Raw genomic sequence first — 25,522 nt, forward strand, 5'->3', positions numbered from 1 at the left:
GGGCCGGCCGGCACCCCCGCACCGACGGCTTCCCGATCCGTGAGGACCTGATGACTGAACTGGTATTGACCGGCGCCGTGCTGCTCGCGGTGGCCGCGGCCGGGGCCGCCTGGTACTTCCGGCACAAACACGGTCAGGCCCGGCGCGAGGCCGAGCTGCTGCGCCGGCACGCCGACCGGCTCACCCTGCAACTCCTGTCGGCCGAGCAGTGCGTCGGCCACTTCGCGACCACCGTGATCCCCGCGGCGGCCGGCGCCGCACCGGACGGCGACGGCCGTCAGGGCGGACTCGTCGTACCGCCGAACCTCGAGGGCACGCCGCTCGCCGAGCGGCTGCGCACCCTGCCCGGGGCACTGGCCTCGGCGGTCGGCGAGATCCGGGCCCAGGAACGGGCCGCGGCCGCCCGCACCGCCGACCAGTTCCGTCAGGAGACGGAACGGCAGATCGCGCAGGTGCGGCACGACTCCGTGGGCGTGGCCCGGGCCGCCGTGCGCGGCTTCGCCAACAACGTGGTGGCGCGGGCGGCGCGGCTCGGCCGGGCCGTCAGCCAGGGCGTGCGGCGGCACATCTCGGACGAGGCGTACGCCACGCTCGTGGAGATCGACCACCTCGCGCAGCAGATGCTGCTCACCGCGTCCGGCTACGCCGTGCTCGCCGGGGACAAGCTGTCGCGGCGCTGGCCCGCCACCTCGCTGAACGACATCGTGCGGGCGGCGATGGGCCGGATCGAGGGGTACGAGCGGATCAGGCACCCCGAGATGGGGTCCGTCGCGGTCGAGGGCCGCGCCGTGGAGGCGGTCGTGCACGCCCTCGCGGTGCTGCTGGACAACGCGCTGCGCTACTCCCCACCCGCCGCCAGCGTCCACGTCTCGCTCGAGCAGGGCCACCACGCGTTCTTCCTGATCGTGGACGACGCCGGCCTGCGCATGGACGACGAGCGGCTGCTGTGGGCCAGCAACGTGATGTCCGGCGAGCAGCGCGACGACATCACACGCCTGGGCGCCCACCCCCAGACGGGGCTGCGCGTGGCCTCCCTGCTCGCGGAGAACTACGGCTTCCGCGTCGAACTGACCGCACCCAACATCTACCAGGGCACCCGGGCCATGATCGTGCTGCCGAAGAACCTGCTCGCCACCTCGGGGCCGGCCGGCCCCGCCGTCGTCTCCGCGCCGTCGGCGCCCGCGGCGCAGCCCGAGCCGCCCGCCGCCGCGCCGGCTCCCGCCGCCGTGCCCGCCGCCGCGCCTGCCCCCGTGGCCGAGCCGGCACCGCGGGCCGTGCCGGCGTCCCCCGTGGCCGAGCCGGAGCCGCAGGCCGCTCCGGCGGCCACCACCGCCAGCGGCCTGACCGTCCGCCGGCGCACCACGGCGCCCGCCACCGCGCGCCGCACCGCCGCGCCCGCCCCCGTGGCCGGGCCCGGCCGTCCCGCCATCGCCGCGGCCTGGGCGGCAGGCACCCGCCGCGGCCGGCAGGACCAGCCCTCTCCCACCCCCACCGGGTCCGACGCGGCACACCGGACGGCACCCGGACCCGACCCCGCACACGACGAAGGAAACTGATCGTGCGAGACACACACAGCAACAGCCTGGGCTGGCTGCTCGACCAGGAGCTCGGCACCGTCGAGGGCGTCCGCTTCGCCGTACTGATGAGCAGCGACGGTCTGCTGACCGCCCGAACCGAGACGATCGGCCAGGACGACGGGGAGAAGTTCGCCGCGCTGACGGCGGCGCTGCGAGCCGCGGGCAAGGCGTGGGACGAGTTCACCGGCGGCCAGGGCATGCGCCAGCTGCTGATCGAGTCGGTCGGCTGCATCGGCCTGACGACCACCGCGGCGAGGAACACCATGCTGTCGGTGTGCACGACGGGTCCGGACGCCGACGTCGGCCTGATCTCCCATCACATGGTGCGGCTCGCGACCCGGGTGGGGCACGAGCTGGGGACCGCGGAGCGGGTGCCGGCCGCGGAAGGCGGCTGGCCGGCATGACGGGGCCGCGGCGTGACCCCGACATGGTCAGGCCCTACGTCCGCACCGGCGGTCAGGTCCGCGCCCGTGACGACGTGCGCCTGGAGAGCGTGCTCATCGCCGCGTCCGGGCCCACGGACGCCCTGGGCCCGGACGCCCGCCGGGTGATGCGCCTGTTCGCCGGCGCGGAGGGCGGCCTGGCCGTCGCCGACATCGCCGCCGCGCTGGAGCTGCCGCCCTCCACGGTGCGCATCCTCGTCTCCTCGCTGATGGACGCCGGCCTCCTGGCCAGCCCGGTCGCGGCGAGCGACCACATGCCCGAACCCGACCTGTTGCAGGAGGTACTGCGTGGACTGCGCTCCTTGGTCTGACCCGCCCGTCACCTATGTCCCGGCCACGGTGACACGGTCGGCCAAGATCGTGGTCGCGGGGGGTTTCGGCGTCGGCAAGACGACGTTCATCGGCAGCGTCTCGGAAGTGAAGCCGCTGCGGATGGAGGAACCCATCACGCAGGCCAGCACCGGTGTGGACGATCTGCGGGGCACCCCGCACAAGACCACGACCACGGTGGCGATGGACTTCGGCCGCATCCACATGGCCGGCGGGCGCCTCGCGCTGTACCTGTTCGGTCTGCCGGGGCAGGCCAGGTTCCAGCCGCTGTGGGAGGACCTGGCCGAGGGCGCGCTCGGCTGCCTGGTCCTGGCCGACACCCGCGACCTCGACGCCTCCCACGACGCCCTCGGTCTCCTGGACAGCGGCGGCATACCGTACGCCGTCGCCGTCAACACCTTCCCCGGCGCTCCGGGTTACCCCGCGGAGGAGCTGCGCGAGGCACTGGCCCTCGACCCGGCGACTCCGCTGACGACCTGCGACGCCCGGGACCGCACGTCCTCCCTGCACGCCCTGATCACGCTCACCGAGTACCTCACCGAGCACCGCTCGGCCGCCCTGATGGAGTCCCGCCGATGACGATGCCCTCCGCCGCGTCCGTGCCGACGAGCCCACCGGACCGGATCGCCCTGTACTCCGCGGAGTTCGCCGCCGACCCGCACGCCGCCTACCGGCGCATGCGCCAGGTCCACGGCCCCATGGTGCCGGTGGACCTGGCGCCCGGCGTCCCGGCGACGCTGGTGATCGGCTACTACCAGGCCCGCCGCATCCTCAACGACCCGCTGCACTTCCCCGCCGACCCCCGCGCCTGGGAGAAGCTGATCCCGGCGTCCTGCCCGGTCAAGCCGATGATGGAGTGGCGCCCCAACGCGCTGCGTTCCGGCGGCGCCGAGCACGCCCGCTACCGCGGTGCGAACACCGCCGCGATCGGGGCCGTCGACCAGCACGGGCTGCGGGCCCTCGTCGAGCGGGTCGCCTCCGGCGCGATCGACGACTTCCGCGCCAAGGGCGAGGCGGACCTGCTGTCGCAGTACGCGTTCCCGATCGCCTTCCGCGTGCTGAGCGCGCTGCTCGGCTGCCCGGACGAGATCGGCATGCGCATCGCCGACGGCATGGCGAAGATCTTCGACACCAGGCATGCCGAGCAGGGCAACCGGATCCTCGGGCAGGCCGTCGCCGACCTGGTGTCCCTGCGCCGGCAGCACCCCGGTGACGACATCACCTCCCGGCTCGTCCTGCACTCCGCCCGGCTGACCGACGAGGAGATGGGCCACCAGCTCGTCACGCTCTACGGCGCCGGGATCGAGCCGTTGACCAACCTGATCAGCAACACCGTGCTGAAGATCCTCACCGACGAGGAGTTCTCCGCCGACCTGCACGCCGGGCTGTCCACGGTGCGCGACGCGCTGGACACCGTCCTCTACACCGACCCGCCCATGGCGAACTACTGCATCTCGTACCCGCCGTTCCCCATCGACGTGGACGGGTACCTGCTGCCCGCCGACCAGCCGGTCGTGATCTCCATGGCGGCGGCCAACAACGACCCGGCCCTCACCGACGGCGTGCCCGAGGGGCGCCATACGGGCAACCGCGCCCACCTGGCCTGGAGCGTCGGCCCGCACACCTGCCCCGCCCGCTCGCACGCCTATCTCATCGCGGAGACCGCGGTCACCCATCTCCTCGACGCGCTGCCGGAGACGGACCTCGCCGTGCCCGTCGCCGGCCTCGTCTGGCGGCCCGGCCCGTTCCACCGCGCCCTGGAATCCCTGCCCGTCACCTTCCCCGCCGTTTCCTAAGGAGCCCGCCATGGCCGACCAGCAGTCTCCCCTCGTCCTGGACCCCGCCGGCGCCGACCACCACGCCGAGCACCGTGCCCTGCACGCCCGCGGCCCGGCCACCCGGGTGGACGTACTCGGCGTGGAAGCCTGGTCGGTCAGCGACCCGGCCCTGCTCAAGCAGCTCCTCACCGGTCCCGACGTCTCCAAGGACGCCCGCGCGCACTGGCCCGACTACGCGCAGCGGGTCGGCACCTGGCCGCTCGCCCTGTGGGTGGCGGTGGAGAACATGTTCACCGCCTACGGGCCCAACCACCGCAAGCTGCGGCGCCTGGTGGCGCCCGCCTTCAGCTCCCGCCGCATAGCCCACATGCGGCCGGCCGTCGAGGGCATGGTGGACCAGCTGATCGACCGCCTCGCGGGCCTCCCCGCGGGCGAGCCGGCCGACCTGCGCCAGGAGCTGGCGTACCCGCTGCCCATCGCGGTGATCGGCCACCTCATGGGCGTGCCCGAGAGCCAGCGGGACGACTTCCGGGCCCTCGTGGACGGTGTCTTCGACACCACGCTGAGCCAGGACGAGGCGCAGGCCAACACCGCCCGGCTGTACGGGGTCCTGGACCAGCTGATCGCCGACAAGCGCGGCACCCCCGGCGACGACATGACGTCCCTGCTCATCGCCGCGCGGGACGACGAGAGCGACGGCGCCCGCCTGTCGCCCGAGGAGCTGCGCGACACCCTGCTGCTGATGATCAGCGCCGGCTACGAGACGACCGTCAACGTCATCGACCAGGCCGTCCACACCCTGCTGACCCGTCCCGACCAGCTCGAACTGGTCCGCAAGGGTGCCGTCACCTGGGACGACGTCGTGGAGGAGACGCTGCGTCACGAGCCGGCGGTCAAGCACCTGCCGCTCCGGTTCGCGGTCACGGACATCCCGCTGCCCGACGGGCGGACCATCGCCCGCGGTGACGCGATCCTCGCGTCCTACGCCGCCGCCAACCGTCACCCCGGGTGGCACGACGACGCCGACACCTTCGACGCGGCCCGCACCGTCAAGGACCACCTGGCGTTCGGGCACGGCGTGCACTTCTGCCTCGGCGCGCCCCTCGCCCGCATGGAGGTCACCCTCGTGCTCCAGCGGCTGTTCGACCGCTTCCCCGACATCCGTCTCGCCGTGCCCTCGGCCGAGCTCGGAACGGTGCCGTCCCTGATCAGCAACGGCCACCAGCGGCTCCCGGTGCTGCTGCACGGCTGAGCCCGAGCGGCGTGAACGGCCCGCCCCGGGTTGCCGGGGCGGGCCGTTCACGTCCCGCGTCCCGCGGGCGTCAGCCGAACATGCCCGGCTCGTAGTCGCCCGCCGGCTGCCGGGTGATGACGTTCAGCCGGTTGTAGGTGTTGATGACGGCGATCAGCCCGACCAGCGCCGCCAGCTGGTCCTCGTCGTAGTGCTTCGCCGCGTTCGCCCAGGCCTCGTCGGTGACGCCGCCGGCGTCGGCGATGCGGGTGCCCTGCTCGGTCAGCTCCAGGGCGGCGCGTTCGGCGTCGGTGAAGACCGTGGCCTCCCGCCAGGCCGCGACCAGGTTGAGGCGCAGCGAGGTCTCCCCCGCCGCCGCGGCGTCCTTGGTGTGCATGTCGAGGCAGAAGCCGCAGCCGTTGATCTGGCTGGCGCGGATCTTCACCAGCTCCTGGGTGGCGGCCGGCAGCGCCGAGTCCGTCACGACCTTGCCCGCCGAGTTGATGTGCCGCAGGAGCTTGCCGGCGATCGGACTGCCGAAGAGGTTGAGGCGAGCGTCCATGGTGGTTCCTCCGTCGTGGGTCGTCGGCGGTTGCCGTACCGCGTTACACAGTTACGACGGAATGCGGCGGCCCGGTGTGACAGACCGGCCGCCCGAAACGGTGTGACCTGCGCCACAGCGTACCGGTGACCGGCCGTGCGCCCGGCACGGGTGCCGGGCACGGCGGGGATTAGCCTCGGTCCGAGAGGCCGGAGAAGAGCCGGACAAGAGCCGGCGAACGGCCGGAGCGAAGCAGGAGGCAGGCATGGCGAAGATTCCCAGCGCGGTGGTCGCGGCGGGCGGTCTCGTCGGCGGGTACGCCGTGGCCCGCTGGACCGGGAAGCGGCAGCTCGGCGGGGCCGTGCTCGCCGTCGCCGGGGCGGCGGCCGCGCAGCAGTGGCGCGAGCGGGCCGGCGGGCGGGCCGCCGGGGCGCTGTCGGCCGCGTACGTGACCGCTTTCGCCGGGTCCCACCCGCTGGCCAGGAAGGTCGGCGCCTGGCCCGCCGTGTTCGGTGTCGCCGGTGCCGTCGCCCTGGCCTCCTGGGCGGTCGCCGACCGGCGGGCCTGACCGGACCCGGTCCGTGGAAGCCGATCGTGCCCGTCCTGGCACGGCCGAGCATCTGGCCTCCATGCCCGGTCCCACCGTCCGTGATCTGGATCTGGCTGCCGCCCTGGCCGTCGCGCACCAGGAGAGCGCCCTGGTGCTGCCGATGGCCAGGGCTGCGGACGGTGGGCGGGTAGGGCCGTACGGGCTGGAGGTCTTCATGGCGGTCTGTCAGAGCTTCCAGTCGCACCCTGAACCGGTGGGCAAGCGCATCACTGCAGCCGTCCTCCTGGCAGACGACCCACGTGGCGATCGAACGTGCCCCTCGCTGGCCGCCGCCGTGCGCGGTCGGCGTGATGGCGGCGCACACGAGCGCAGTGCTGCTGGACCGGCGTTCCGCGTGCCGTGATCGAACCACGTGCGAGCCCGTTCGGCCGAGCTGCCAGAGGACACGGTTCGACACAGCGCGATTTGCACTCCTCATCTGCGGTGCTTGCCGTGACGTGGCCGCGGGCGGGTGCCACGGGTGAAGGCGCAGACAAGACCGAGGCATTGCAGGACGGCGCAGACGGTGATCACTGTGTGTATGTCTGCTGGGGTGACGAGTGCCATGAGGACGCCGGCAAGGGGGTAGGGCAATAGGAGAATCAATACGGTCACGGACAGCGTGCTGCCGAACACTTCGGCGGGGATGAGCTGGGATCGCAGGGTGCGCAGCACGACGGCCAGCACGCTGTCGCCGGCCATGAAGACGGCGGTCAGGATCAGGTAGGTGGGGTAGGAGCCGGCGTGCGCGACGAGGAAGCACGACACTGTCGTCACCAGAGCGGCACAGCGGCCCACGCTTGTCAGCCCCCACCGGTCGATCGTGACGCGGCAGGTAGTGACTGCCAGCAGTGAGGCGGCGGCCGCGCAGGACCATACCAGCCCGACCGAGGCGCTGGACTGGCCGAGTTGCTTCACCACGATCACCGGGGCGGCCGCTTCCAGAAGACCGAGGGCCAGGTTGGACAGTGCCAGCCCCGCCACCAGCCACGCCAGCCTCGGCAGCTCGCGCAGGGTGGACCAGCCCGTCCGCCACCCCCGTGCCACGGGCCCGGTTGCCTCCGGTGTTTGCGGAGGCGCGTGACGTGTGCGCGGGGCGATGGCGGCCGAGAACATCGATAGGCCACTGATCACCACGAGCATGCTGCTGGAGCCGCCCCACTGCAGGAGGAGGCCGCCTGCCGCGGGGCCGGCCAGAGCGGCTGTCTGGTCGATGCCCAGCAGGACCGACTGGACGCGGTGCGCCGCGCGGTCGGCGTCCCGGCTGGCGACCGCGCCGACACTCTCGGCCGCGATATAGCTGAACTGGGTCAGGCACCCGGCGCACGCCGCCAGGAGCATCACCAGGCTCGAGGCCGTTTCGTCGTCGGTCATGGCCAGGGCGGGCGCCGCGCATCCCGCGACCAGCGCCCGGGCCGTGGCGGCCACCCGGAAGACTCGTGCGGGCCCGAAATGGTCGACGGCCGCTCCGGCCAGACTGAACGTGCACAGCCGTGGCGCCCACGCCAGCATGAAGGCGATCCCGGTCAGCGATGACGAGTTCGTCGTGCCCAACACCAGCAAGGGGATGCCGTAGGTGGCCATGGAGGACGCGGCAGCATCCGCGAGGCGAGGCAGATACACACCCCGTACCTGGCTATGGACCACGGCCCGGGCATGCCGGGGTGGAGCAGGCCGGACGTTCGTAGGTATCAACGAGACGTGCTTTCTCTGTGAACGGTGGCGGCGGTCAGCGATCGTCCCGAACAGGAAGCGGAACAAGACACGGCAAAGTTCTCTTTCTCGGCGAACCTTTCTCTGTGGGAGCTGGGCAGGCCACATTCCGGACCGTGATCACAAAGGCGGCCCTGCCCCCTGGCAAGCGGCAGCGGGCGCCCGACGCCATGCAGCCCACTACGGACGGGTGGCGCTGCGACGTAACACCGGTGATCAACCGGTACACCTCTAGAAGCGTGATCGACTTGCTGAACGTTACGCCGGGTAAGCCGAGGTCACACATGCCGAGGCGGGTATGAAGAGGTCATCACCCGCGGTCGCCCGGACCGAACGGCCATCCTCTTCTTTCACGATTTCCGCCCCGCCGCCTGCCACCGCCATCGCAACCGGAGCGGCGCCCCTTGCGGACTCCGCCGATGTTCTGCGCGGTGTGGCGCCACCCGGACAGCGACCGTCTGCTGGTCGCGTCCCTTGAGGTGGACGGCGAGCATCGCCCTGCGCCACGCGCTCCGGCGACGTGGCGCATGGGCACCTCGGCGGAAAGCGACTCGCCGCAGGCGGCCGCCTCGTCCGCTCCGCCCGAAGTGCCCCTGTCGGCCGAGACGGCTCGGGCGCCTAGGAGCGGTGCGTCAGCACGTTCACCACGCGCCCGCTCGGGTCGCGCACGAAGAAGCGCCGCACGCCCCACTCCTCATCCCGCAGCTCCCGCACGATCTCCGCGCCCGACGCGACGAGCCGGGCGTGGACCGCGTCGACGTCCTCGACCTCCACGCTGAAGTCGGGGACGACGGGCGCGGTGCGCTCCTCGGTGAAGAAGCTGATCTGGGCGGCGGGACTGGACGGTGAGGCCAGGGTCGTCACCCAGCCCATGTCCATGACCTCCTCGAAGCCCAGCAGGCCGTAGAAGTCACGGCCGGCGGCCAGTTCGTCCGGGGACCCGGCCCGGATGTTGGGGACGATCCTGCGGACGGTCATGGGGCTCCTCGCGGTCGGTCGGGTCGGAGGCGGTGCCCGGACTCTACGCCGTCGCCGTCCCCGTTTCCGGCGTGTCCTTCGTTCCCGCCCCCGCGGCCGACAGCGGCTCCGCGATGTCCTCCAGGGAGCGGCGTTCCGCCTTCACCGCGAGGAACGCCGCCACCAGGCCGGCCGCGCACATCAGTCCGGCGCCGATCTGGAAGGCGAGCACCGTGTCGCCGACCACGCCGGACTCCGTGAGGTCGGCGAAGAGCAGCGGGCCGCTGATGCCGCCGGCGGCGGTGCCGAGGGCGTAGAAGAAGGCGATGGCCATCGCCCGGGTCTCCATGGGGAAGATCTCGGAGACGGTCAGATACGCGCTGGAGGCGCCCGCGGAGGCGAAGAACAGCACCACGCACCAGCAGGCCGTCATGGTGTTGGCCGTCAGCGAGCCGCGGTCGAAGAGCCACGCCGTGACGAACAGCAGCACACCCGACAGCAGGTACGTGCCCGAGATCATGATCCGGCGGCCGACCGTGTCGAACAGCTTGCCGAGCAGCAGCGGGCCGAGGAAGTTGCCCGCGGCGATGACGGCGAAGTAGTAGCCGGTGTGGCCGGTCGGCACGTCGAAGAAGGTGATGAGGATGGTGCCGAAGCCGAAGGTGATGGCGTTGTAGAGGAACGCCTGGCCGATGAAGAGCGACAGGCCGAGGATCGCGCGCCGCGGGTACGTGCCGAAGACGGTCCTGGCGATCAGGCCGAAGCCGATGCCCTTGCGCTGGTGGATGGTGATCTCACCGGCCGGCGGCGGCAGCGGCTCGCCCTTCTCCTGCTCGATCTCGCGTTCCACGGACGAGACGAGCCGCTCGGCCTCGTCGCCGTAGCCGTGGATGAACTGCCAGCGCGGACTCTCCGGGACGTGCCGGCGCACCAGCAGGATGACCAGGCCGAGGACCACACCGAGGGCGAAGCTGAGCCGCCAGCCGAGGTCCTTGGGGAAGATGTCGGTGTCCAGCATGACGATGGACAGCAGGGAACCGCCGATCGCGCCCAGCCAGTAGCTGCCGTTGATGATCAGGTCGACCCGGCCCCGGAACTTGGAGGGGATCAGCTCGTCGATCGCCGAGTTGATGGCCGCGTACTCGCCGCCGATGCCGAAACCGGTCAGGAACCGGAACAGGAAGAACCACCAGGACTCGAACGACACCGCCGTCAGCGCGGTCGCCAGCAGGTACACGACCAGCGTCAGCATGAACAGCTTCTTGCGGCCGTGCCGGTCGGTCAGCCAGCCGAAGAACAGGGCGCCCGCACAGGCACCGGCCACGTAGAGGGCGGCGGCCAGGCCGGTGATCTGGGCGGAGCTGATGTCCAGCCCGCTGCCGTCCTCGGCGATCCGGCCGGCCACGTTGCCGACGATCGTGACCTCGAGGCCGTCCAGGATCCAGACGGTGCCGAGGCCGATCACGATCATCCAGTGCCACCGGGACCAGGGCAGCCGGTCCAGCCGGGCGGGGACCGCGGTGGTGACGGTCCCCCCGGAGGCGCGACCGGAGCCCGGCGACGACGATTCCGCTGACATGACTCCCTCTCCGCCGAGGACCGTGGGCTGCGATTCGCCCGGTCCCGCGGTGCCGTGCGGCGCCGTCGGAGCGGGCGATCGGAACCCGTGTGCCCCCAACCGCGGCGGGCAAGCGCGGCCGCTCGGGGGCTACGCGCCCAGGACGCGGGAGACCGTGTAGATCAGCAGTCCGGCCAGCGAGCCGACCACCGTGCCGTTGATCCGGATGAACTGGAGGTCCCGGCCGATGTTGGCCTCGATCTTCTTCGTGGTGTGCTCCGCGTCCCAGCCCGCCACCGTGTCGGTGATCAGCGACGTGATCTCCCGCCGGTAGGTGGTCACGACGTACACCGCGGCGCCCTCGACCCACCCGTCGACCTTGCCCTGCACCTTCGGGTCGGAGGCCATCCGGGCCCCCAGCGACAGCAGCGACGCCCGCACCCGCAGCCGCAGCTCGCTGCGCTCGTCCTCCGCCGCCGAGACGATCATGGATCGTACGGCGGTCCAGGCGGACGCGATCAGGTCCTGGACCTCGCCGCGGCCCAGCACCTCCGTCTTCAGCCGCTCCACGCGCGCCCGGGTCGCGGTGTCGGACCGGAGGTCGGAGGCGAAGTCGGTGAGGAAGCGGTCGAGGGCGCCGCGCGCCGGGTGGGCGGGCATGTCGCGCATCTCGGTGACGAAGCGCAGCAGCTCCTTGTAGACGCGCTCGCCGACCTTCTTGTCCACGAACCGGGGCGTCCAGCCGGGCGCCCCGCCCTGCACGGCGTCCATCACCGAGTCGCCGTGCAGCACCAGCCAGTCGTGGGCGCGGGAGACGACCAGGTCCACGGCCCGCCGGTGCCCGCCGTCGGCGACGACCCGGCCCAGCAGCTTGCCGATGCCCGGGGCGATCTCCTGCGCGTCGGCCCGCCGGGTGATGGCCTCGCCGACCACCGCCTGCACGTCGGAGTCCCGCAGCACGGTCAGGGCGCCGCGCAGGGCGGCGGACAGCTCGGCCGCCACCCGGTCGGCGTGCTCGGGCACCGCCAGCCAGGCGCCGAGCCGGCTGCCGATGCCGACGGCGCGCAGCCGCCCGCGCACGACGTCCTCGGAGAGGAAGTTCTCGCCGACGAACTCGCCCAGCGAGACGCCCAGCTGGTCCTTCTTCCGGGGGATGATCGCGGTGTGCGGGATGGGCAGCCCGAGGGGGTGGCGGAAGAGGGCGGTGACCGCGAACCAGTCGGCGAGCGCGCCGACCATGCCCGCCTCGGCGGCGGCCGAGACGTAGCCCGCCCAGGCGCCCGCGCCCCGGTGGGAGGCCCACTCGGCCAGCACGTAGACCACGGCCACGAACAGCAGCAGGCCGGCGGCGGTGAGCTTCATGCGGCGCACGCCGCGCCGCTTCTCCTCGTCGGCCGGGCTGAACGCCGTCATCGCCCGGTCGCGGACGGGACCGGACCGGGCGGAGGACTGGCTGTAGGCCGTCCCGGTGTCCTGCCCGCTACCCATGGAACCCTCCGGACGTTCTGCCTTCGTGCGTGCCATCCGCTCCACCGTTCGCCGATCCGTCCCGCACACACTGTCCCTTCCCGTACGACTCCCGGAACGGAACACACGTTCCCGGCGTCTGACGGGGAAGGGGAAAGCACGGGGGTCACGAGGCCTTCTCCGGGCCCATGCCGCATCATGGGCTCATCGGACCGGAGCCTCGGAGCTCCCCTCGCCCGAGGAGAACGACACAGCATGACCCAGGGTCATGACGGAGGCGTGGGGGCGCCTCCTCCCAGCAAGCAGCGTGCCCTGCTGGCCGCGATCGTCGCCCTGGTGGTGGCGATCTCGGCAGCCATATACGCCACGGTGGCCTCCGACGACGGCACCCGCGACCGCACCCCGGTCGCCGGCGGCCGGGCCCCGCACAACGACGCCGCGCCCGCCTCCACGGGCACCTGGGTCGGCGCCTGGTCCACCTCGCCCGTCGGCCCGGAACCGGGCACCGCGGCGCGGGGCATGGCGGGCCGGTCGGTGCGCAACGTCGTGCACGCCGGCATCGGCGGCAACGGCGCCCGGATCACCCTGTCGAACCTGTACGGCCACTCGCCGCTGACCGTCACCCACGCGTCCATCGCGCTGGCCGCCGACGACGGCACCGCCGCCGCGGCCGAGGGCAGCATGCGCCGGCTCACCTTCGGCGGCAGCCCCCGGGTGGTCGTCCCCGCGGGCGGCCAGGTGATGAGCGACGTCGCCCGCATCGCCGTCCCCCACGGCAGCGACGTACTGATCACCACCTACTCCCCGGTGCCGTCCGGCCCGGTCACCTACCACCCGCAGGCACGGCAGACCAGCTACGTCGCCGACGGCGACCGCGCCGAGGACGTCACCGCCGACGCCTACACGGGCCGGACCTCGTACTGGCGGTACGTGACGGCGCTGGACGTGCTGAGCCACGACGCCGTGGGCACCGTCGTGGCCCTCGGGGACTCGATCACCGACGGCTACCTCTCCACCATGGACGCCAACCACCGCTGGACCGACTTCCTCGCCGAGCGCCTGCGCACGGCGGCCGGCGCCGGGCGCAACGTGCCCCGCTACAGCGTCGTCAACCAGGGCATCACCAGCAACCGGCTGCTCACCAGCGGCCCGGGCACGCCCCCCGCCAACCCCAGCACGCTGTCCCGGTTCCCCCGGGACGTGCTGGGCCGCACCAACGCCCGGGTGGTCGTCGTCGCCATCGGGGTCAACGACATCCTGCACAGCCCGGAGCTCGCCGACCGGGACTCGGTCCTCGCGGGCCTGCGCACGCTCGTCGACATGGCCCACGCCCACGGGCTCAAGGTCGTCGGCGCGACCGTGATGCCGTTCGGCGGGCACAGCGGCTACACCGCCGCCCGCGAGACCATGCGGCGGGAGATCAACGAGGAGATCCGCGAGGGGCGGGTGTTCGACGAGGTCGTCGACTTCGACGCGGCGCTGCGCGACCCGTACGACCCGCGGCGGCTGAGCGCGGAGTACGACTGCGGCGACCACCTCCACCCCAGCGACCGCGGCTACGCCCGCATGGCCGCGGCCCTCGACCTGACCGACCTGAACCCGAGAACCCCGGCAACCCTGTAACACCACCGCCGCCCCACCCGCCTCAGCCGCGGGCAGTCGTGCTGGCCTCACCCGCCCCAGCCGCGGGCAGTCGTGCCGCTGGGGCGGCACGGGTGGGCGCGGCGGCACCCCGCCCGCGCCGGGCCGCGCGACCCACCCGCGGCGGCACCCGGTCACGCGGTCAGTCCTCGCGCCGGCGCCGCTCCCGCATCAGATCCCGGTGCCCGTCCAGCATCGTGCGATGGGCCTCCTCCACGTCCTCCCGGAACGAGGAGTGCAGCTCCCGCCGCGCCGCCCTGCGGTCCAGCTTCTCCTGCCGGCGCTCCTCCTTCAGCCGCACCCGCTCCGCCCGCGTCACCTTGCGCTCGACGCCGACCCCGCCCCAGAAGGCGAAGCCGGTGACCACCACGCGCGGGGCACCCGGCTCCGCGGGGACGCCCTCCTCGCGGTGGTCGAACCCGCCCATGATCCCGATGCCGCGCACGACCACCTCGACACCCGGCGGCACGATCACGTTCAGGCCGCCCATGACCGCGACGCAGTTGATCACGACCTCGCCGTCCGCGAAGTTCGCCTCCCGCAGGTCGAGCTCACCGCCGCCGCAGAACGCGAAGCCGTTGAACCGCTTCGGCACCGTCCAGCGCCCCTTGCGCTCGAACCCGGACAGCACGGCGACCGCCCACGACGACGACCCCTCGCCGCCGGTGATCCGCCCCGCCCAGCCCCCGCTCTCCGCGGGCTCCTTGGTCATCGACACCCGCGGCACCGACGCCGCGGCGCCCTGCCCGGCCGGCAGGTCCCGAGTGATCGGTGCCAGGTCCCCGTACGTCCGCGCACGGTAGGTGGCGTCCAGCCGCTCCTCGAACTCGGCCATGTCCAGGCGGCCTTCGGCGAGGGCGTCCCGCAGGATCTCGGCGACTCGTTCACGGTCGGCGTCGGATGCCCGGAGGTCCGGGGCGTCGTCGGTCATGTACAGCAGCCTACGAGCTCACCCCGCCGGGCACTACGCGCTCGCCCGTTCCGCGTACATCTTGGCGATCACCGCTTCGATGTCGGGCTCCCGCACCGAGAGGTCCACCAGCGGATACCGGGCCGCGATGTCCGCCACCAGCCCCGCGGCCGACGCCGACGCGGGAAACGCCAGCCACTGCCGCGGCCCCTCCACCCGCACCACCCGCGCCGGGGCCGGCACCTCGACCGGCGGCAACTCCCGCTCCAGGTCCACCACCAGGGTCCGCTCGCTCTCCCCCGCCTCGTGCAGCCCGGCGAGCGGACCGTCGTACATCAGCCGCCCGTGGTCGATGACCATCACCCGCGAGCACAGCTGCTCGATGTCCTGGAGATCGTGCGTGGTCAGCAGCACCGTCGTGCCGCGCTCCGCGTTCAACTCCCGCAGGAAGCCGCGCACCTGGGCCTTCGACACGACGTCCAGCCCGATCGTCGGCTCGTCCAGGTACAGCACGTCCGGATCGTGCAGCAGCGCCGCCGCGACGTCGCCGCGCATCCGCTGGCCCAGCGACAGCTGCCGCACCGGCACGTCCAGCAGGGACCCGAGCCGCAGGAGCTCCACGCAGCGCTCCAGGTTCGCCCGGTAACGCGCGTCCGGGATCCGGTACATGCGGTGCACCAGCCGGTAGGAGTCGATCAGCGGCAGGTCCCACCACAGCGTCGTCCGCTGCCCGAACACCACCCCGATGCGGTGCGCCAGCCGCGTCCGCTCCCGCGACGGGTCGATGCCGGCCACCCGCAGCCGCCCGCCGCTCGGCGTCAGGATGCCGGTGAGCATCTTGATCGTCGTCGACTTCCCGGCCCCGTTCGGGCCGATGTAGCCGACCATCTCGCCCCGCGCCACGGTGAACGACAGCCCGTCCACCGCCCGCACCTGCCGCCGCTCCCGCTTCAGGAACCCCGTCCTCCTGCGCACGTCGAAGACCTTCTCGACGCCCTCCAGCTCGATGAAGCCCGCACCCGGTCCCCCGGTGCCGCCGGTGATGTCCATCTCCCGCTAACTCCCTGTACTCCGGTACGAACGAAGCCCCGCCCGCCACGCCAGACCCGCCACCGCGCAGCAGGCCACGGCCACCAGCGGCGTCGTGAACGCCACCCATCCGGGCAGCCCCACCGGGTACGGCCGCTCCAGCACATAGCTCGCCGGCAGCCAGTTGACGAAGGCCAGCGGCACCACGAACGTCACCCCCGCACCAGCTCCTGCGCGAACACCGTCGGCGGGTACTGGAGCATCGTCGTACCGCCGTACGTGAAGGCGTTGGACACCTCCGAGGCGTCCTGCGCCACGAACTGGAAGGCCGCCGCCGCCACGAACACCGCGCAGAAGATCCCCGCCCCGCCGAGCAGCATCACCGGCATCAGCAGCAGCTTCGCCGCCGACCAGTCGATGTCCAGCACCACCAGCGCGTAGCCCAGCACCAGCGCGCCCTGCGTCACCCGGCCCAGCCGGCGCAGCGCGAACCGGTCCGCGGCCACCTGCGCCAGCACCGGCACCGGACGCACCAGCAGCGTGTCCAGCGTGCCGTCCCGCACCCGCCGCCCCAGCCGCTCCATCGAACCGACCGCCAGATCGGCCAGCCCGAAGGAGACCCCGGACAGCCCGTAGAGGAACGCCACCTCGGGCAGCGCGTAACCGCCCAGCGCGTCGACCCGGGAGAACATCAGCAGGACCGCCACGAAGTCCAGCAGGGTCACCGCGAAGTTCGCGAACACCGCCAGCGCGAAGGACACCCGGTACGCCATCGTCGACCGGATCCACATGCCCGCGATCAGCCCGTAGGCCCGCACCCCCGCGGCGACCCGGCCGCCCCCGGCCACCCGCGTCCCGGCCGTCTCAGCCACCCTGCACCACCACCCGCCGCGTCGCCGCCGACTGCACCAGCCGCCCCACCGCCAGCAGCGCCACCGCCCACCCCGCCTGGAACGCGAAGGTCCCCAGGGGGTCCGCCTCCCCCAGCAGCACATCGGCCGGCGCCTGGAGCAGGGACGACCACGGGAGCACCCGGACGACCTCGCCGAGCGCCCCCGGGAACACGTTCAGCGGCAGCAGCATCCCCGAGCAGAACAGCCCCGCGATCCACGCCATCTGTGCCACCCCGGTGCCGTCCATCAGCCAGAACGCCGACAGCGCCACCAGGTAGCGCAGCGCGAACCCCACCACCATGGCGAGCCCCACCGCCACCAGGAACGCCAGCCACCTGGACGCCTCCCGCGGCAGCGCCACCGGGAAGAACAGCGCCCCGAAGACGAACGGCACCACCCCGCGCCCCAGCAACTGGAACAGCGCGCGCCCGGCATCCGCCGCCAGCCACCACAGCTGGAGATCGGCCGGCCGGTACAGATCGACGGCGATGTCACCCGTACGGATGCGCTCCATCAACTCGGTCTCGACCCCGCCGCCACCGATCGCCAGCGCCGCCAGCAGCGCCTGCCCCAGCCACACGAACGTCACCGCCTGCGCCTGGTCGTAGCCCCCGAGCTGCGGTTTCTCGTCCCACAGGGCCAAGTAGGTGTACACGAGGACCAGCCCGAAGACCGTGTTGGTGAACACCCCGGCGGCGGTGGCCGCCCGATACGTCGCGTACCGTCGGAATCCTCCCACCGCGACGGCCGCGTACAACCGCCCCGAACCCACGCCCACAGCCCTCACCTCCGCCCGGCGGCAAAGCGCAGGAGCCTAGTACGACGGCGACGGGGCACGCCACGGAATTACCGGGCAGGGGGTTAGGAAACCGGGACGACGGCACCCAGTTTCACGGGTGTGCCGCGGAACGGGAACGGAACGCCCGGTGCGAGAGTCTTCAACAGAGGACGCAGAAGCGTACAAGGCCGTACGAGACCGTACGACGCGAAACAGGAGTCCGTGCACGAGATGAGCGACGAGCCGCAGCAGCCTGACCAGGGCTCGGAACCGGGAACGGCGAAGGCGAAGAAGCCGAAGAGGCCCAAGCGGACCGGATGGCGCCGGCTGATCCCCACCTGGCGCATGACGCTGGGCGCCTTCGTCGTCGGCGTCCTGCTGGTGATCGGCGGCTTCTTCCTCGGCTACCAGCTGGTGCAGATCCCGTCGTCGGCCAACACCCTCGCCACCCAGCAGAGCAACGTCTACCTGTACGCCGACGGCAGCGTCCTCGCCCGCGACGGCGAGATCAACCGGGAGAGCGTCGCCCTCTCGCGGATCTCCAAGGACGCCCAGCACGCCGTCCTCGCCGCCGAGGACCGCGACTTCTACACCGAGTCCGCCATCGACCCCCAGGCGATGATCCGGGCCGGCTGGAACACCGCCACCGGCAAGGGCAAGCAGTCCGGCTCCACGATCACCCAGCAGTACGTCAAGAACTACTACCTGGCACAGGAGCAGACCGTCACCCGCAAGGTGAAGGAGTTCTTCATCTCGATCAAGCTCGACCGGCAGAAGAGCAAGGACGAGATCCTCGAGGGCTACCTCAACACCAGCTTCTTCGGCCGCGGCGCCTACGGCATCCAGGCCGCAGCCCAGGCCTACTACGGCGTCGACGCCGCCAAGCTCACCGCCGCCCAGGGCGCCTACCTCGCGTCCCTGCTCAACGCCCCCAGCGAGTACGACGTCGTCGCCCACCCGGAGAACAAGGCCGCCGCCGAGGCACGCTGGAACTACGTGCTGGACGGCATGGTCAAGATGAAGTGGCTCACCCAGGCCGACCGCGTCGGGCTGACGTTTCCCGCGCCCAGGAAGACCACCGTCTCCACCAGCATGTCCGGACAGCGCGGCTACGTCGTCACCATCGTCAAGGACTACCTGATCAAGAACGGCATCGTCGACGAGGAGGACCTCGACCGCGGCGGCTACCGGATCACCACGACCCTCCAGAAGGACAAGCAGGACGCCTTCGTCGAGGCCGTCGACGACAAGCTGATGTCCGAGCTGGACAAGGACCGCAAGGTCGACTCCTACGTCCGCGCCGGCGGCGCCTCCGTCGACCCGCGGACCGGCAAGGTCGTCGCGATGTACAACGGCATCGACTACGTCAAGCAGTACACCCCCAACGCCACCCGTCGCGACTTCCAGGTCGGCTCCACCTTCAAGCCCTTCGTCTTCACCGCGGCCGTCGAGAACCACTCCGACACCCAGGACGGCCGCATGATCAACCCGAACACGACCTACGACGGCACCAGCGAACGACCCGTCGAGGGCTGGAGCGGCGCCCGCTACGCCCCCGAGAACGAGGACCACCGCGACTACGGCAACATCACCGTGCGCGAGGCCACCGACAAGTCCGTCAACGCCGTGTACGCGCAGATGGCCGTCGACGTCGGCGCCGACGAGGTCCGGCAGACCGCGATCGACCTCGGCCTGTCCCCCAAGACGCCCAGCCTCGGCGACGCCGGCCCCTCCATCGCCCTCGGCGTCGCCCAGGCCAGCCCCCTCGACATGGCCCAGGCCTACGCCACCCTCGCCAACCACGGCCGGCACAGCACGTACACCCTGGTCGAGAAGGTCATGAAGGACGGCAAGCACGCGGTGCAGCTGCCCGAGCGGCGCGAGAGCCAGGCCGTCAGCCGCGAGGCCGCCGACACCACCACCTCCGTGCTGCGCAGCGTCGTCCAGAACGGCACCGCGACCGCGGCCCAGGCCGCGGGCCGCCCCGCCGCCGGCAAGACCGGCACCGCGGAGGAGGACACCGCCGCCTGGTTCGCCGGGTACACCCCCGAACTCGCCACCGTCGTCGCCGTCATGGGCCAGGACCCCGTCACGGCCGCCCACAAGTCCCTCTACGGCGTCATGGGCCTCGACCGCATCAACGGCGGCGGGGCACCCGCCGAGATCTGGGGCCAGTACACCCGCGACGCCCTGAAGGGCAAGCCGGTCACCGACTTCGACCTCCAGCTCCAGGCGGGCGCCGACGTCACCGCACCCCCCTCCGCCGAGGCCTCCGACGACACCGGCACGGGCGACGAGTCCGACGGCGGCACGGGCGACGAGGACGGCACCGACGCCCCGGAGACCGGCACCGCGACCCCCGGCCACAACGGCGGCACCAGCACCGAACCGGGCGACACGGGCGGCGACGGCGACTCCTCGACCGGCGGGCCCACCACCGGCGGCCCCACCACCGAGCCCGGACCCACCGGCGGCGGGGACGGGGACAACGGCGACGGCGGCACCGGCGAGGGCGATCCCGGCGGGGCGGGCGGCGGGGAACCGGACCCCGGCGGACTCGTCGGCGGCATGCCCGCCACCCCGCGGGGCCAGTGACCCCCGCGCCGGGTCAGTGACCCGAGGTCGCCTTCAGACCCACCACGGCGACCAGCAGCAGACAGATGAAGAAGATCCGGGCGGCGGTCGCCGGCTCCCCCAGCACCACCATGCCGAGCACCGCCGCCCCGGCAGCGCCTATCCCCACCCACACGCCGTAGGCGGTACCGATGGGAAGCGTCCGGGCCGCGTACGACAGCAGCACCATGCTGGTCACGATCCCGGCGCCGGTGAGCAGACTCGGCACGAGCCGGGTGAAACCGTCGGTGTACTTCATCCCGACCGACCAGCCGACCTCGAGCAGACCGGCGACGACAAGCAGGACCCACGCCATGACAGGCACCTCCGTGGAGCGAACTGAACGGGGTGCGTCGTCTTTTCCTTCGACCCGGTACGGCGCGTCTCGTCGGGATGCGTCCAAGGTAGCAAAGACAGCACGAAGGGGCTGGTGACACTGGTCACCAGCCCCTTCGCCGCCGCTCGGCGGATACGGCCGCCGCGCTACAGGTACAGCCCGGTGGAGTCCTCCGACCCCTCGAACCGGTCCGCGGCCACGGCGTGCAGGTCGCGCTCGCGCATGAGCACGTACGCGGTGCCCCGCACCTCGACCTCCGCACGGTCCTCCGGGTCGTACAGCACCCGGTCGCCGGGCTCCACCGTGCGCACGTTCTGCCCCACCGCGACGACCTCGGCCCAGGCAAGTCGCTTGCCGACGGCCGCCGTCGCGGGGATCAGGATGCCGCCCCCGGAACGGCGCTCGCCCTCACTGGTGTCCTGCCGCACGAGTACCCGGTCGTGCAGCATCCGGATGGGCAGCTTGTCGTCCGGGGAACCGTGCCCGTTTCTCTTGGCGCTCACGCCCTGAAACCTACCTGCCCGGCCTCAGTCCCTGCGCCGCCGGGTGCCGAGGGCGAGGAGCCCCACGACGCCGACCACGACGAGGGCCACGGGCACCACCCGCTCCATGCGCGGCGAGCCCTCCTCGTCCACGAACTGCGACTTCACATCGCTGACCACCTTGTTGACCTGGACGTACGCCCGTCCGAGTGTGTGATCGACGCTGGAAGCGACCTTGGCCTTCGCATCGCCCATGATCGTCTTCGGGTGCACCCGCACCCCGATCTCGTCGAGCGTCTCGGCCAGCACCTCGCGGCGGCGCCTGATGTCCGCCTCGATCTGCGCCGGGGTTCTGATGTCCGACGTGTCCGCCACCGTACGGCCTCCGAAGTCTGCTGACGCTGTTCCGGACAGTCTGTCAGCTCCTGCCCGAGCCGCACTGTCAGGACCCCCCGATACCCTGGATCGATGAGCGAGCGACTCCAGCCGGGGGACCCGGCCCCCGCCTTCACCCTCCCGGACGCCGACGGCAACGAGGTGTCCCTGGCCGACCACAAGGGCCGCAAGGTCATCGTCTACTTCTACCCTGCCGCGCTTACCCCCGGCTGCACGAAGCAGGCGTGCGACTTCACGGACAACCTGGAGCTGCTGGCCGCCGCCGGCTACGACGTGCTCGGCATCTCCCCCGACAAGCCGGAGAAGCTCGCCAAGTTCCGCGACACCGAGTCCCTGCGGGTCACCCTCCTCGCCGACCCGGACAAGAAGGTCCTCGACGCGTACGGCGCCTTCGGCGAGAAGAAGAACTACGGCAAGACCTACATGGGCGTCATCCGCTCCACGATCGTCGTGGACGAGGCGGGCAACGTCGAACGCGCCCTGTACAACGTCCGCGCCACGGGCCACGTGGCCAAGATCATCAAGGACCTGGGCATCTGAGGTCCCCTGCGGGGCCCGTACCGACCTTTTCCGGTGCGGGCCCTTCCGCATGCCGTGCGTGACGGTCCGATAAACGGTTCGTTACTCCGTACGAGGCCGCGAACGCGCGGCCGAGAACGGAGGGGCTATGGGGGCCAGCGCATACAGCCGGGAACGGCTGGAGGAGGCGGCTCGAGGGGCTCGGACGCTGTCCGAGGCGTTGGTGTGGTTGGGGGTGGATCCGAAGAGTTCGACACGGCGATACGTACTGGGCCGGATGAAGAGGCTCGGGGTGGACGTGTCGCACTTCCAGCGCGAGGGCGTGAAGTGGACCAGGGAGGTCCTCCAGGAAGCCGTGTCGGCCTCGACGAACATGTGCGAGGTTCTGCGGCATCTCGGGCTGGAAGTGGTCGGCGGACACCACACGCACATCAGTCGGCGGGTCAAGGCGTACGGCATCGACATCGCCCACTTTCAGGTGCCGACCCGGAAGGGCAAGTCGTGGCGCCCCCGAACGCCGGAAGGCCTGCTCGTCGAGCAGGTGCCCGGGCAGGCCAGGCGTATCCCGAGCGACCGGATCAAGTGGGCCATGACACAGATCGGCGTACCGGAGCGGTGCGCGCTCTGCGGTACCGGGGGTGTCTGGCGGGGGCGGCCGCTCCCCCTGGAAGTCGACCATGTCGACGGCAACTGGCGGGACAACCGCATCGAGAACCTCCGCCTGCTTTGCCCCAACTGCCATTCCACGACGGACAGTTACCGAGGGCGCGGTAAAGGGCGTACCGGCGCATGAGCGACTACATGCGGTATGCCCGCACCCGACCCACCTCCGCAGCACTCCACGCGGCGGTTAGCGGCTCGGTCTCGATTGCCGAGGCCTTGCGTCGACTGGAGCGACCGGACAACGGCACGCAGCGCGCCCTGCTGCGTCGGTGGATCACCGAGGAGGGCCTGTCAACAGCGCACTTCCTGGGACAGGCCCACCAACGCGGCAGGCCAGGCGTGACCCCGCTCAGGCAGCCCGAGGACATCCTGGTCAAGCACGAGGGCAAACACCGTACAAGGACTGCTCTGCTGCGTCGGGCACTCCGCGACCTGGGAGTGCCGGAGAAATGCGCAGAATGTGGCAGCGGCCCCGGGTGGCTGGGGAAGCCGATGACGCTGGAGATCGATCACGTCAACGGTGACTGGAGCGACGACCGACGGGAAAATCTGCGGTGGCTCTGTCCCAACTGCCACGCATCGACAGACACCTGGTGCAGAGGTGGGCAGCGGCGCCCGGGTCTTCCCCAGTAGAGTGGGGCTGCTCGGGCGCCCGTACGCCAATGGCTGAGCGGCAATCTTTAGGTGGTTGTGTTTGTCGGTTCGAATCCGACCGGGCGCACTACGAGAAGTCCCCGTACCTCGTTCTTGGTCCGGGGACTTTTTCTGTGCCTTCAGCCAAGCAGCTCCCGCACCACCGGGACCAGCGCTCGGAAGGCCTTGCCTCGGTGGCTGATCGCGTTCTTCTCCGCGGCCGTCAGTTCCGCGCAGGTGCGGGTCTCGCCGTCCGGCTGGAGGATCGGGTCGTAGCCGAAGCCGCCCGTGCCCGCCGGGGCGTGGCGGAGGGTGCCGCGGAGCTGTCCCTCGACCACGCGCTCCGTGCCGTCGGGCAGTGCCAGGGCCGCCGCGCACGCGAAGTGCGCGCCCCGGTGCCCGTCGGCGATGTCGCCGATCTGGGCGAGGAGGAGGTCCAGGTTCGCCTTGTCGTCCCCGTGGCGTCCCGCCCAGCGGGCGGAGAAGATGCCGGGGGCGCCGTTCAGGACGTCGACGCAGAGGCCGGAGTCGTCGGCGACGGCGGGGAGGCCGGTGGCCCGGGCGAGGGCGTGGGCCTTGAGGAGGGCGTTCTCGGCGAAGGTGAGGCCGGTCTCCTTGACGTCGGGGATCTCCGGGTAGGCGTCCGCGCCGACGAGGTCGTGGGGCAGGCCCGCGTCGGCGAGGATGGCCCTGAGTTCGGTGATCTTTCCGGCGTTGCGGGTGGCGAGGATCAGGCGGGTCATGGGGCCCAGTATCCCGGACGCTCCCCGGGGCCCTTTCCGCGCGGCGGCCGTCGCTAGGGCGTGCACACCTTCGTCAGTTCGCCGGCCTCGTCGGTGACGGGGCTGATGTCGGGGGTGTTGTCGCCGTTGCGGACGGACGTGCGGATGTTGTCCACGGCCGTGCCGAGGTCGTCGACGGCCTTGTTGACGTCGGCGTTGTCGGTGCGGTCGCCGATCCGGTCGAGGTCCTTGTCTATGGAGTCGAGGGACTCCTCGAGGCGCGTCGGGTCGTCGGACGCGTTCTCCACGGCCTGTTGGAGCGAGGTGACGCTGTCGGCGATGGCGTCGGCGGTCTGGACGCAGTCGAGTGCCTTGCCGACGGCGTCGCAGCCGGTGGTCAGGCCCACGGTCAGGGCGGCGGCCGTCAGGGCTGCGGCGGCGTAGGCGGTGCGGCGACGGCGGCTGCGTCGGGTCGCGGCCATGGGTCTCGGTCCTCCCCTTGGGACAGGGCCGGTCGGCCCGTGTGCGGTGCGGCGCGGGGCGTACGGCGGTGTGGCCGTACGCCCGTACTGCCGAAGACGCGATGGCGGGCGGTCGAGTTGCGCGCCGGGGCGTTGTTTTCTTGGCGTCCTCTTTACCGTTCGAGGGTGGTGGCGAGTGCCTTGCGCTGCAGCTCGGCCAGTTCCGCGCAGCCGGCGGTGGCGAGGTCGAGGAGGGCGTTGAGTTCGTCGCGGGCGAAGGGCTCGGCCTCGGCGGTGCCCTGGACCTCGACGAAGCGGCCGTCGCCGGTGCAGACGACGTTCATGTCGGTGTCGGCGCGGACGTCCTCCTCGTAGCGGAGGTCGAGGAGCGGGGTGCCGCCGACGATGCCGACGGAGACGGCGGAGACGGTGCCGGTGAGGGGCTTGCGGCCCGCCTTGATCAGCTTCTTGCCCTGGGCCCAGCCGACGGCGTCGGCCAGCGCGACGTAGGCGCCGGTGATGGCGGCCGTGCGGGTGCCGCCGTCGGCCTGGAGGACGTCGCAGTCGAGGACGATGGTGTTCTCGCCGAGCGCCTTGTAGTCGATGACGGCGCGCAGGGAGCGGCCGATGAGGCGGCTGATCTCGTGGGTGCGGCCGCCGATGCGGCCCTTGACGGACTCGCGGTCGCCGCGGGTGTTGGTGGCGCGGGGCAGCATGGCGTACTCGGCGGTCACCCAGCCTTCTCCGCTGCCCTTGCGCCAGCGGGGGACGCCTTCGGTGACGGAGGCGGTGCACAGGACCTTGGTGTCGCCGAAGGAGACGAGGACGGAGCCTTCGGCGTGCTTGCTCCAGCCGCGCTCGATGGTGACGGGGCGGAGCTGTTGGGGGGTGCGGCCGTCGATTCGTGACATGCGGGTGAGCCTAGCGGCCCATACGGAAGGGGCCTTCCCCGCTGCGGGAGGACCGCTGCGGGAAAGGCCCCTGGCCGGTGCACCGGTGTGGGCCGGTGGTCACATCATGTCTTCGATCTCCGCGGCGATCGGGTCGGCGTCGGTGCCGATGACGACCTGGATGGCGGTGCCCATCTTCACGACGCCATGGGCGCCGGCGGCCTTGAGGGCGGCGTCGTCGACCAGGGCGGGGTCGTTGACCTCGGTGCGGAGGCGGGTGATGCAGCCTTCGATCTCGTCGATGTTCTCGATGCCGCCGAGGCCGGCGACGATCTTCTCAGCCTTGCTGGCCATGTTCCTTCTCCCTGATC

General features: G+C 71.8%; 27 protein-coding genes, 1 tRNA gene, 1 pseudogene and 1 riboswitch. Of the genes and pseudogenes, 13 read left to right on the forward strand and 16 right to left on the reverse strand.

All coding sequences use genetic code 11. The features are described 5' to 3' along the window. Positions 1–50 precede the first annotated feature (50 nt). The 6 genes from AC0VYN_RS30845 to AC0VYN_RS30870 are packed head-to-tail and all read left to right on the forward strand — an operon-like array spanning position 51 to position 5,380. Entirely contained in the window at positions 51–1,556 is a 1,506-nt protein-coding gene (locus AC0VYN_RS30845; RefSeq protein WP_475533618.1) for an ATP-binding protein, read from the forward strand. Between the two features lie 2 nt (positions 1,557–1,558). After that, a complete protein-coding gene (locus tag AC0VYN_RS30850; RefSeq protein WP_475533619.1) occupies positions 1,559–1,981 on the forward strand; it encodes a roadblock/LC7 domain-containing protein in 423 nt (140 codons plus the stop codon). Continuing rightward, positions 1,978–2,331, forward strand: coding sequence for a DUF742 domain-containing protein (locus AC0VYN_RS30855; RefSeq protein ID WP_475533620.1), 354 nt, complete (start codon positions 1,978–1,980; stop codon positions 2,329–2,331). Before AC0VYN_RS30850 ends, AC0VYN_RS30855 begins: the two co-directional genes overlap by 4 nt. Next, entirely contained in the window at positions 2,309–2,929 is a 621-nt protein-coding gene (locus tag AC0VYN_RS30860) for a GTP-binding protein (RefSeq protein WP_475533621.1), read from the forward strand. The genes AC0VYN_RS30855 and AC0VYN_RS30860 overlap by 23 nt, the downstream gene beginning before the upstream one ends. Beyond that, positions 2,926–4,146 carry a cytochrome P450 gene (locus AC0VYN_RS30865; RefSeq protein WP_475533622.1) on the forward strand — a complete coding sequence of 407 codons (1,221 nt, stop codon included), beginning with the start codon at positions 2,926–2,928 and terminating at the stop codon, positions 4,144–4,146. The genes AC0VYN_RS30860 and AC0VYN_RS30865 overlap by 4 nt, the downstream gene beginning before the upstream one ends. A 10-nt stretch (positions 4,147–4,156) precedes the next feature. Continuing rightward, positions 4,157–5,380 carry a cytochrome P450 family protein gene (locus tag AC0VYN_RS30870; protein ID WP_475533623.1) on the forward strand — a complete coding sequence of 408 codons (1,224 nt, stop codon included), beginning with the start codon at positions 4,157–4,159 and terminating at the stop codon, positions 5,378–5,380. 70 nt (positions 5,381–5,450) lie between these two features. Here AC0VYN_RS30870 and AC0VYN_RS30875 read toward each other — a convergent pair whose 3' ends face one another. Then, entirely contained in the window at positions 5,451–5,921 is a 471-nt protein-coding gene (locus tag AC0VYN_RS30875) for a carboxymuconolactone decarboxylase family protein (RefSeq protein ID WP_475533624.1), read from the reverse strand. Between the two features lie 244 nt (positions 5,922–6,165). Here AC0VYN_RS30875 and AC0VYN_RS30880 point away from each other — a divergent pair, with 244 nt between their 5' ends. Continuing rightward, complete coding sequence (locus tag AC0VYN_RS30880; RefSeq protein WP_475533625.1) at positions 6,166–6,468, forward strand: hypothetical protein; 303 nt, start codon at positions 6,166–6,168, stop codon at positions 6,466–6,468. 13 nt (positions 6,469–6,481) lie between these two features. Beyond that, the gene (locus AC0VYN_RS30885; RefSeq protein WP_475533626.1) at positions 6,482–6,853 is read left to right on the forward strand and encodes a hypothetical protein; all 372 of its coding nucleotides are present in this window, start codon (positions 6,482–6,484) and stop codon (positions 6,851–6,853) included. A gap of 71 nt (positions 6,854–6,924) precedes the next feature. On the opposite strand, the gene AC0VYN_RS30890 is transcribed toward AC0VYN_RS30885, so the two are convergent. The 4 genes from AC0VYN_RS30890 to AC0VYN_RS30905 all read right to left on the reverse strand — a co-directional run bounded on the left by AC0VYN_RS30890 (position 6,925) and on the right by AC0VYN_RS30905 (position 12,205). Continuing rightward, the gene (locus tag AC0VYN_RS30890; protein ID WP_475533627.1) at positions 6,925–8,136 is read right to left on the reverse strand and encodes an MFS transporter; all 1,212 of its coding nucleotides are present in this window, start codon (positions 8,134–8,136) and stop codon (positions 6,925–6,927) included. A gap of 684 nt (positions 8,137–8,820) precedes the next feature. Continuing rightward, positions 8,821–9,180 (reverse strand): VOC family protein, encoded by a 360-nt coding sequence (locus tag AC0VYN_RS30895; RefSeq protein WP_475533628.1) that lies wholly within the window; start codon positions 9,178–9,180, stop codon positions 8,821–8,823. Between the two features lie 43 nt (positions 9,181–9,223). Beyond that, positions 9,224–10,738 carry an MFS transporter gene (locus tag AC0VYN_RS30900; protein WP_475533629.1) on the reverse strand — a complete coding sequence of 505 codons (1,515 nt, stop codon included), beginning with the start codon at positions 10,736–10,738 and terminating at the stop codon, positions 9,224–9,226. A 129-nt stretch (positions 10,739–10,867) separates the two neighbouring features. Beyond that, on the reverse strand, positions 10,868–12,205 hold the full coding sequence (locus AC0VYN_RS30905) for a DUF445 domain-containing protein (protein ID WP_475533630.1): 1,338 nt from the start codon (positions 12,203–12,205) through the stop codon (positions 10,868–10,870). A gap of 234 nt (positions 12,206–12,439) precedes the next feature. Between AC0VYN_RS30905 and AC0VYN_RS30910 the strand changes: the two genes are divergently transcribed. Further along, the gene (locus AC0VYN_RS30910) at positions 12,440–13,807 is read left to right on the forward strand and encodes an SGNH/GDSL hydrolase family protein (protein WP_475533631.1); all 1,368 of its coding nucleotides are present in this window, start codon (positions 12,440–12,442) and stop codon (positions 13,805–13,807) included. Positions 13,808–13,967: 160 nt separating this feature from the next. On the opposite strand, the gene AC0VYN_RS30915 is transcribed toward AC0VYN_RS30910, so the two are convergent. The 4 genes and pseudogenes from AC0VYN_RS30915 to AC0VYN_RS30930 all read right to left on the reverse strand — a co-directional run bounded on the left by AC0VYN_RS30915 (position 13,968) and on the right by AC0VYN_RS30930 (position 17,435). Beyond that, a complete protein-coding gene (locus AC0VYN_RS30915) occupies positions 13,968–14,756 on the reverse strand; it encodes a DUF1707 SHOCT-like domain-containing protein (protein WP_475533632.1) in 789 nt (262 codons plus the stop codon). A 33-nt stretch (positions 14,757–14,789) separates the two neighbouring features. Continuing rightward, positions 14,790–15,785, reverse strand: a complete 996-nt coding sequence (locus AC0VYN_RS30920; RefSeq protein WP_475533633.1) for an ABC transporter ATP-binding protein — start codon at positions 15,783–15,785, stop codon at positions 14,790–14,792. Between the two features lie 6 nt (positions 15,786–15,791). Next, positions 15,792–16,555 (reverse strand): annotated as a pseudogene (locus tag AC0VYN_RS30925) (ABC transporter permease). Positions 16,556–16,628: 73 nt separating this feature from the next. Continuing rightward, complete coding sequence (locus AC0VYN_RS30930; RefSeq protein WP_385461356.1) at positions 16,629–17,435, reverse strand: ABC transporter permease; 807 nt, start codon at positions 17,433–17,435, stop codon at positions 16,629–16,631. A gap of 231 nt (positions 17,436–17,666) precedes the next feature. Here AC0VYN_RS30930 and AC0VYN_RS30935 point away from each other — a divergent pair, with 231 nt between their 5' ends. Then, positions 17,667–20,030, forward strand: coding sequence for a transglycosylase domain-containing protein (locus tag AC0VYN_RS30935; protein ID WP_475533634.1), 2,364 nt, complete (start codon positions 17,667–17,669; stop codon positions 20,028–20,030). 13 nt (positions 20,031–20,043) lie between these two features. Here AC0VYN_RS30935 and sugE read toward each other — a convergent pair whose 3' ends face one another. The 3 genes from sugE to AC0VYN_RS30950 form a co-directional block, all read right to left on the reverse strand. After that, complete coding sequence (gene sugE, locus AC0VYN_RS30940; RefSeq protein WP_385461362.1) at positions 20,044–20,364, reverse strand: quaternary ammonium compound efflux SMR transporter SugE; 321 nt, start codon at positions 20,362–20,364, stop codon at positions 20,044–20,046. A 31-nt stretch (positions 20,365–20,395) separates the two neighbouring features. Beyond that, positions 20,396–20,462, reverse strand: a riboswitch (guanidine-III (ykkC-III) riboswitch). 69 nt (positions 20,463–20,531) lie between these two features. Then, positions 20,532–20,834 (reverse strand): GroES family chaperonin, encoded by a 303-nt coding sequence (locus AC0VYN_RS30945; RefSeq protein ID WP_202437592.1) that lies wholly within the window; start codon positions 20,832–20,834, stop codon positions 20,532–20,534. Positions 20,835–20,912: 78 nt separating this feature from the next. Then, a complete protein-coding gene (locus AC0VYN_RS30950) occupies positions 20,913–21,242 on the reverse strand; it encodes a DUF3618 domain-containing protein (RefSeq protein WP_386919962.1) in 330 nt (109 codons plus the stop codon). Positions 21,243–21,335: 93 nt separating this feature from the next. On the opposite strand from AC0VYN_RS30950, the gene bcp reads away from it, so the two are divergent. From bcp to AC0VYN_RS30965, 3 genes are all read left to right on the forward strand, one after another. Next, positions 21,336–21,803, forward strand: a complete 468-nt coding sequence (bcp, locus tag AC0VYN_RS30955; protein ID WP_385461368.1) for a thioredoxin-dependent thiol peroxidase — start codon at positions 21,336–21,338, stop codon at positions 21,801–21,803. A 127-nt stretch (positions 21,804–21,930) separates the two neighbouring features. Further along, positions 21,931–22,575, forward strand: coding sequence for an HNH endonuclease (locus AC0VYN_RS30960; RefSeq protein WP_475533635.1), 645 nt, complete (start codon positions 21,931–21,933; stop codon positions 22,573–22,575). A gap of 518 nt (positions 22,576–23,093) precedes the next feature. Continuing rightward, positions 23,094–23,166: transfer RNA gene (locus AC0VYN_RS30965), tRNA-Leu, on the forward strand. Between the two features lie 52 nt (positions 23,167–23,218). On the opposite strand, the gene rdgB is transcribed toward AC0VYN_RS30965, so the two are convergent. From rdgB to AC0VYN_RS30985, 4 genes are all read right to left on the reverse strand, one after another. After that, complete coding sequence (gene rdgB / locus AC0VYN_RS30970; RefSeq protein WP_475533636.1) at positions 23,219–23,821, reverse strand: RdgB/HAM1 family non-canonical purine NTP pyrophosphatase; 603 nt, start codon at positions 23,819–23,821, stop codon at positions 23,219–23,221. Positions 23,822–23,874: 53 nt separating this feature from the next. Further along, positions 23,875–24,282, reverse strand: coding sequence for a hypothetical protein (locus AC0VYN_RS30975; RefSeq protein ID WP_475533637.1), 408 nt, complete (start codon positions 24,280–24,282; stop codon positions 23,875–23,877). Positions 24,283–24,434: 152 nt separating this feature from the next. Beyond that, a complete protein-coding gene (gene rph, locus AC0VYN_RS30980; RefSeq protein WP_451688169.1) occupies positions 24,435–25,172 on the reverse strand; it encodes a ribonuclease PH in 738 nt (245 codons plus the stop codon). 99 nt (positions 25,173–25,271) lie between these two features. Next, a complete protein-coding gene (locus AC0VYN_RS30985) occupies positions 25,272–25,505 on the reverse strand; it encodes a PTS sugar transporter subunit IIB (RefSeq protein ID WP_217144073.1) in 234 nt (77 codons plus the stop codon). Between the last annotated feature and the right edge of the window lie 17 nt (positions 25,506–25,522).

The organism is Streptomyces sp. 63XJN7_1_ISO-PGPR-S23-121 (assembly GCF_056173025.1).